5 protein-coding genes and 1 pseudogene are annotated in these 5,735 nt (G+C 28.7%); all 6 read left to right on the forward strand.

Going from position 1 to position 5,735, the window contains the following annotated elements; genetic code table 11:
* Positions 1 to 393: DUF2972 domain-containing protein (locus AJ930_RS00675; protein WP_148122800.1), on the forward strand; the 393-nt coding region annotated here is incomplete at its 5' end.
* A 66-nt stretch (positions 394 to 459) separates the two neighbouring features.
* A pseudogene (locus tag AJ930_RS00680) lies at positions 460 to 1,270 on the forward strand (class I SAM-dependent methyltransferase).
* A 14-nt stretch (positions 1,271 to 1,284) separates the two neighbouring features.
* The gene (locus tag AJ930_RS00685; protein ID WP_002936407.1) at positions 1,285 to 2,046 is read left to right on the forward strand and encodes a class I SAM-dependent methyltransferase; all 762 of its coding nucleotides are present in this window, start codon (positions 1,285 to 1,287) and stop codon (positions 2,044 to 2,046) included.
* A gap of 14 nt (positions 2,047 to 2,060) precedes the next feature.
* On the forward strand, positions 2,061 to 4,400 hold the full coding sequence (locus AJ930_RS00690) for a PEP-utilizing enzyme (protein ID WP_070274695.1): 2,340 nt from the start codon (positions 2,061 to 2,063) through the stop codon (positions 4,398 to 4,400).
* The gene (locus AJ930_RS00695) at positions 4,391 to 4,993 is read left to right on the forward strand and encodes a gamma-glutamyl-CDP-amidate hydrolase (protein WP_070274696.1); all 603 of its coding nucleotides are present in this window, start codon (positions 4,391 to 4,393) and stop codon (positions 4,991 to 4,993) included. The genes AJ930_RS00690 and AJ930_RS00695 overlap by 10 nt, the downstream gene beginning before the upstream one ends.
* Position 4,994: 1 nt before the next feature.
* On the forward strand, positions 4,995 to 5,735 hold a 741-nt coding region (locus tag AJ930_RS00700), incomplete at its 3' end, for a CTP:phosphoglutamine cytidylyltransferase (protein ID WP_070274697.1).

The following is a 5,735-nucleotide window of genomic DNA, read 5'->3' on the forward strand; positions in this document are numbered from 1 at the left end:
ATTGAATTTTATAAACAATCTAAAGAATATATCAACTTTACTAAAGAATTTTTTGATAAACCTTTGAAATATGAAAATTTGGGAATATTTTTAAAACCACAAGAATTGGAGCGTTTAAGGCAAGATTCTAAGCTGTTTGATGTTACTAAAAGATATTTAAATAATTTTATTGAAGCTTTAGAAGAGAGAATAGAACTAGAAAAAGCTAAATTATTTAAAGAAAAAGACGTGTTAAACTATTTAAAAGAAAATAAAGAATTAAGAGTTAAGTTAAAAAACATATTAGATAAAGAACTTGTTCATATTAAACAACATCGTCCAGATATAGTAGCTTCTTGGAAATACTATCAAGAATTTGAACAAATGTGCAAGGAGTTGAATGGTAATATTTAGGAGAAAGATTTGTAAATTAATAAAAAAAAGATATAATTGTGTTTAAAATTAGAGAAAGGAATCAATATGAAACAAGGAGATTTTACAGAGGTTGCAAAGCATTATCATAATAGACCTGCTTATAGTCCATTTTTACTTGAAAAACTTGTATCTTGTATCAATGATAAAAATAAAAATTTAAAAGATTTAAATATTGTTGAAGTAGGAGCTGGAACTGGAAAACTTACTAAGATGCTGGGAGAAATGTTTGGATGCCAAATTAGTGCTGTGGAGCCAAATGATAATATGCGTAAAGAAGGGCAAAAATTTACACAAAATTTATCAAATATTTCTTGGCACAAAGGAAGTGGTGAAGAAACCTGCATGAGCAATAATCAAGCTGATTGGGTCATCATGGCTAGTTCTTTTCATTGGACAGATCCTAAAAAATCTCTCCCAGAATTTAATCGTATATTGACAGGGGGGGTATTTCACTGCGATTTGGAATCCTCGCCACATTGTAGAGGGTTCGGTTTTTGATGAGATCGAAAAGGAGATTAAACATATTGTTCCAGAGCTTGCTCGTGTAAGCAGTGGGGTACAAAATGTTAAAAAATGGGAAGAAATTCTTGTTTCAACAGGAGATTTCATAGACTGCTTTTTTATGGAGTGTGACTATAAAGAGTTTTGGGATAAAGAGCGTTATCTTGGAGCTTGGCATTCTGTAAATGATATACAAGCACAAGCAGGTGAAAAAAGATGGCAGGAAATTTTAGAGATGATAGAAGCTAAAATTTCTCATATGCAAAGTATAGAGATTCCTTATAAAATAAGAGCATGGACAGCTAGAAAAGCATATAAAATACCTCCTTTTTTTTCATTAAGCTTGTCAAAATGAAAAAAGGAAATAAAATGCAAAAACTAGTAGAACAAGTGTGGGATTATACCAAGCATGCTAAATTTTATAGCTATAGACCAAATTATGCTCCAAAAACTATAGATATGCTAATTAGTCTTATTGGAAAAAAAGATATCAAAGTGGCTGATATCGGTGCAGGAACTGGAAATTTAAGCATTATGCTTTTAGAAAGAGGATGTAAGGTAGTATCTGTAGAACCAAATGATGCGATGCGTGAGATCGGGATAGAAAGAACTAAAGGTGAGAAGATTGACTGGGTTAGAGCAACAGGCTTAAACTCAACACTCCAAAATAGTGAATTTGATTGGGTGACTTTTGGTAGCAGTTTTAATGTAATGGATAGAAATGAAGCCTTAGAGGAAGCACATCGCTTATTAAAATCAGAGGGATATTTTTCTTGTATGTGGAATCACAGGGATTTAAACGATCCTGTGCAAAAAATAGCTGAAGATACTATTGTAGAATTTGTACCAAATTATACAAGGGGAACAAGAAGAGAAGATCAAAGACCAATTATAGAGAGTCGAAAGGATCTTTTTGATAATATTGTTTATATTGAAGAGGATTTTTATTTTCATCAAAGCATTGAAAATTATATTAATGCATGGAAAAGTGTTAAAAATCCTTATTGGGATTTGGAGACTGATGAAGGAAATGAACTTTTTAATAAAATTAGTGATAAAATTTCACAAAGACTTCCTAAGGAATTTAGCATAAAATATACCACTCGTTGTTGGAGTGCTAAAAAAATATAAAACTAAGGAAAAATATGGCGGAGTTAAATTTTAAAACCAAAGCACAAAATTTAAAAAATTTACAAACAAAATTAAAAAAAGCAAAAGTTCTACCTTTGGTTTTAACTTCGCTTGAAAAATTAATATCAAATGAAGATAAAGTTTTACGGAATATTCAAACTTTAAAGGCTAATAGACTCATTATAAGAAGTTCTTCTTTAAGTGAAGATAGTATGAAAAACTCCAATGCAGGTGCTTTTCTTTCTTTGGCAAATATTAAAGCTGATTCTAAAGATGAGTTATTAAAAGCTTTATATGAAGTTGCCAATTCTATGCCATCAAAAAGCGATGAAATTTTAGTTCAACCTATGCTTGAAAACATTACTCTTTGTGGAGTTGGTTTTAGTGTTGATAAGGATAATTTTTCCCCTTATTTTTGTCTTCAATATGATGAAAATGGTTCAAATAGCTCTATTACAGATGGAAGTAGTAAGAGTGCAAAAACTTACTATCATTACAGAGATTATTTAGAATTTAAAGATATTAGACTTCAAAAAATTATAGAACTTATAAAAGAATTAGAAGTTTTATATGACTGTTGTTTTTTAGATGTTGAATTTGCATTTGCTATTCAAGATGATAAGGAAGAACTTTTTTGCTTGCAAGTGCGTCCTTTGGTTATGCATGAAAAAAATAATTTATTTCATTCTTTACCAAAAGAAGCTTTATATAGATTTTATAAACGTTTTGAGTCTTTAAAAGAATCAAGATCTAGAGTTTTGGGAGATAAAGCTATTTTTGGGATAATGCCTGATTGGAATCCAGCTGAAATCATAGGGTTAAGGCCTAAGCGTTTAGCTTTTAGTTTATATAAAGAAATCATTACGGATAATATCTGGGCGTATCAAAGAGATAATTATGGCTATAGAGATTTAAGATCCCATCCTTTAATTCATTCTTTTTTAGGCATTCCTTATGTGGATGTAAGATTATCTTTTAATTCTTTTATACCAAAAAAATTAGATGAAAATATCGCACAAAAACTTGTCAATTTTTACTTAGATAAGCTTAATAAAAATCATGAATTGCACGATAAGATTGAATTTAATATTGTTTATTCTTGCTATGATTTTAATAGTTCTAAAAAATTAGAAGAACTTTTAAATCATGGTTTTAATGAAAATGAAATCAAAAGATTAGAATTTTCATTATTAGAACTTACAAATAAGATTATTAATTCTAGATCAGGGCTTTATTTAAAAGATATACAAAAAGCATACAAGCTAAAAGAAAGATATGATGGCATTATTAATTCTAATTTTTCTTTAATTGATAAAATTTATTGGCTTATTGAGGAATGCAAGCGTTATGGAACCTTGCCTTTTGCGGGGGTGGCTAGGGCTGCATTTGTAGCAATGCAACTTTTAAATTCTTTAGTTGAGATTGATTTTATAACCAAAGAGGAAAAAGATGATTTTTTAAATTCACTCAATACAGTGAGTAAAAATTTAAGCAAACAAACAAACCATCTTAATTTTCACAACAAAGATCAATTTTTGAAAGATTTTGGACACTTAAGAGCAGGAACTTATAATATTTTATCTCCAAGATATGATGAAGATTTTGAACTTTATTTTGATGTGGATCAAAAAGATAGTAAAGTTTATTTACAAGATAAAGTTTTTGTTTTTTCAAAAGAAAAGACAAAAGCTTTAAATGCTTTACTTAGAGAGCATGGATTAGAGATTAATGCTTGTGAATTTTTTGATTTTTTAAAGCAGGCTATCGAGGGTAGAGAGCTCGTTAAATTTGAATTCACTAGATTGCTTTCTAAAGCTATAGTTTATATAGAAGAATTAGGCAAATATTATGGCATTGAAAAAGAAGATTTGGCTCATCTTGATATAAAAAGCATTTTAAATCTTTATTCTAGTCTTTATTCTATAAATCCAAAAGAGCAGTTTGTAGAAGAAATTAATCGCAATAAAAAAGAATATGAACTTACACAAGCTATAAAACTTCCTTCTTTGCTTTGCAATGCCGATGAAATTTTTTCTTTTTATAATCATAGTATTATTCCAAATTTTATTACACAAAAGAGCATTACTGCATTTACGGCGAAGGAAAATGATAAAGATTTAGAAGGAAAGATTGTTTTAATTTATGCAGCAGATCCTGGATATGATTATTTATTTACAAAAAATATAGCAGGACTTATTACATGTTATGGGGGTGCTAATTCACATATGGCCATTCGTGCCTCAGAACTTGGAATGCCTGCTGTTATAGGAGTTGGAGAAGAAAATTTTGAAAAATATTTAAAAGCTAAAAAAATAAATATAGAATGTGAAAGTGAGCAAATATTTTGTTTATAGGTATTACTCAAAGACTTATTTGCAACGAAAGTTATCATGAAGAAAGAGAATGTTTGGCTTTGGATTGGGGAAAATTATTTAATAAAGATTTATTTAAAAATTTTACTCCTCTTCCTCTTAGCTATGAAATAGATTTTTCTCATTATAAACATCTAGTAAAAGCTGTGATATTAAGCGGTGGCAATGATTTAAGCTTTTATAGTCCTAATGTTTTATCTAAAAAGAGAGATTTATACGAAAAGCAAGTTATAGAAATTTGTTTAAAAGAAAAAATACCACTTTTAGGAATTTGCAGAGGAGCTCAGATGATAGCTCATTATTTTAACAGCCATATAAGTCCTTGTGAAAATCATATAGGCAAACATAAAATATTTTTCTCAAAAGAAAAATTTATAAGCAATTCTTTTCATAATTTTGCTATTGAAAAATTAGGTGAAGATCTTGTAGAACTTTGCTTAGCAAAAGATAATACTATAGAAGCTTTTAAACATAAATATGAAAATATTTTTGGTATAATGTGGCATATTGAAAGAGAAAATGGACTTAATAATATTCAAATTTTAAAAGAGTGGTTTAGTTTAATCAAGGAATAATATGAATGCAATTATCTTAGCAGCAGGTTTTGGATCAAGGCTGATGCCTTTAACAAAAGATCAACCAAAGTGTATGGTTGAGTATAAAAATAAAAAAATAATAGATTATGAAATCGAAGCTTTAAAATCAGCAGGTATAAACGAAATAGCTGTTGTGGGTGGATATTTAAACGATGTGCTAAAAAATTATCTTAATAAATATGATATTGAGCATTTTTTTATTAATTCAAAATATGATAAAACCAATATGGTTCATACTTTTTTTTGCGCTAAAGATTTTATGTTAAAATGCATCGAAGAAAAACAAGATTTGATTATTTCTTATGCGGATATTGTTTATTTTCAAGATTGCGTGCAAAAGCTTATAAATGCCAAAGAAGAACTTGCTATAGTGGTTGATAAGTCTTGGCGTAAGCTTTGGAGCAAACGCTTTGCAAATCCTTTAGAAGATGCTGAAACATTAAAGATGGCAAATGGTTATATTATAGAACTTGGAAAAAAAGCTAATGTCTATGATGAGATAGAAGCTCAATATATAGGACTTTTTAAATTTTCTTATCAATTTCTTTCTGAAGTTATTGCTTTTTATGAAATGCTCGACCGAGATATTTTATATGATAATAAAAATTTTGAAAATATGTATATGACAAGTTTTTTGCAGGTTTTAATTGAAAAATACAATAATGCAAAAGCAGTGGAAATTGATGGCAATTGGTGTGAAATTGATTTTATGAGTGATTTA

The sequence above is a fragment of the Campylobacter sp. BCW_6871 genome (assembly GCF_001762325.1).
Taxonomy (GTDB): Bacteria; Campylobacterota; Campylobacteria; order Campylobacterales; family Campylobacteraceae; genus Campylobacter_D; species Campylobacter_D jejuni.

What these genes read in the sequence shown, in the direction of transcription:
- AJ930_RS00685 (WP_002936407.1), top strand. Translation starts at nt 1,285, where the DNA reads ATGCAAAAACTAGTAGAACAAGTGTGGGATTATACCAAGCATGCTAAA.
- AJ930_RS00690 (WP_070274695.1), top strand. Translation starts at nt 2,061, where the DNA reads ATGGCGGAGTTAAATTTTAAAACCAAAGCACAAAATTTAAAAAATTTA.